Here is a 1,138-nt window from a genome sequence, read left to right as displayed (position 1 = left end):
TGTGGGAGATTCTATGGTTGAGGGGAAGCTCTCAACCGGCTTTTGGCTGATATTCGCTCTTTCCCTTGAGCAGGGCGAATACAACCCGAGCAAGCTTGCGGGCCAGCATCACCAGTGCCTGGGTGGTGCTGAAACCTCGAGCCCTGTGCTCTTCATAAAGTCCTTTCCAGGCTTTGGTTCGGCTGGCGGACATGGCTGCGTTGTGCAAAAGCCTGCGGGCTTCCGGATCACCTCGTTTGGTCAGGCTCCGTTTACCGTCTTTCTGTCCTGATTGCCTCACCCGCAAATCCATCCCCAAAAAGGCGATGAATGCATCTGAGTTTCTGAAGTCACCTCGCTGAAACGCTGTAAGCAAGCGAGCTCCAGTCAGGAAACCAATGCCTTCGACCTTCAGGCAGCGCTTCAATTGCCCCTGTAAACCAGCATTTTTGAGTAGGTCGTTGATCATCTTTTCGATCAGCGTCTCAAGTTGCTGCATGGACTTTATTTGCTGGGTAAAAGCGGTCTTGAGCAAGGGCTCATTCGCCCAACTTTGTACCAGCGCGACTCGCGCCTGGACCAGGGCCGCGCGGCGACGGAACAGGCTCAGGAGCTGACGATAGAGCGGTGAAGGCGGTGTCCATGGGCGAAGCTCTTCATGCTCATTTTTCAAGTAACGAGCAAGAAGCTTGGCATCCAGGGCATCGGTTTTGGCGCGCACCTTCACACCTTCGCGGTAATGGTGCAGCTCGTAACCGCCGACCATGTAGATCACACAACCGGCTGCATAGGCCAGATCTGCAAATTCCAGGTGGTAGATATTGGTGGACTCAATGGCAATCGCCACGGCGCCCGGCAGGGCCTTCAACCACTTGTTGATGGCTGGTTTGGTGTTGGGAATCTTTTCAAGCAGATCCAGTTCAGCGTTGTAAATCACCAGCTCACTCTTGGCGACATCCACGCCCACGATGGGTTTTGAGATTGGAACTGGCATTGCCACAGGACTTCCTCCGGGATATGGTTTGAGCACTTGAGGGGCCACCCAGAGGCGCAGGCTTGTTCCTATCGTCGGTCACTAGCCAGATGCATTCTTTATCGGCGCTTGGGTGAAAGGAGGAGGGGCGAAATCTCCCACGGTCTGCACTGCGTCAACAGTCAG

General features: G+C 54.7%; 1 protein-coding gene. It reads right to left on the bottom strand.

Translation table 11 applies throughout. The features are described from left to right. Nucleotides 1-31: 31 nt before the first annotated feature. Nucleotides 32-973: an IS110 family transposase gene (locus K9857_RS30210; RefSeq protein ID WP_224542226.1), complete on the bottom strand. Its 942-nt coding sequence runs from the start codon at nt 971-973 to the stop codon at nt 32-34. Nucleotides 974-1,138 lie beyond the last annotated feature (165 nt).

Origin of the sequence: Pseudomonas sp. REP124 (assembly GCF_020164475.1) — a bacterium.
Lineage (GTDB): Bacteria > Pseudomonadota > Gammaproteobacteria > Pseudomonadales > Pseudomonadaceae > Aquipseudomonas.
Note: the sequence above shows the minus strand (reverse complement) of the source record. Positions and strands in the feature narration are given on the sequence as shown.

What these genes read in the sequence shown, in the direction of transcription:
- K9857_RS30210 (WP_224542226.1), bottom strand. Translation starts at nt 973, where the DNA reads ATGCCAGTTCCAATCTCAAAACCCATCGTGGGCGTGGATGTCGCCAAG.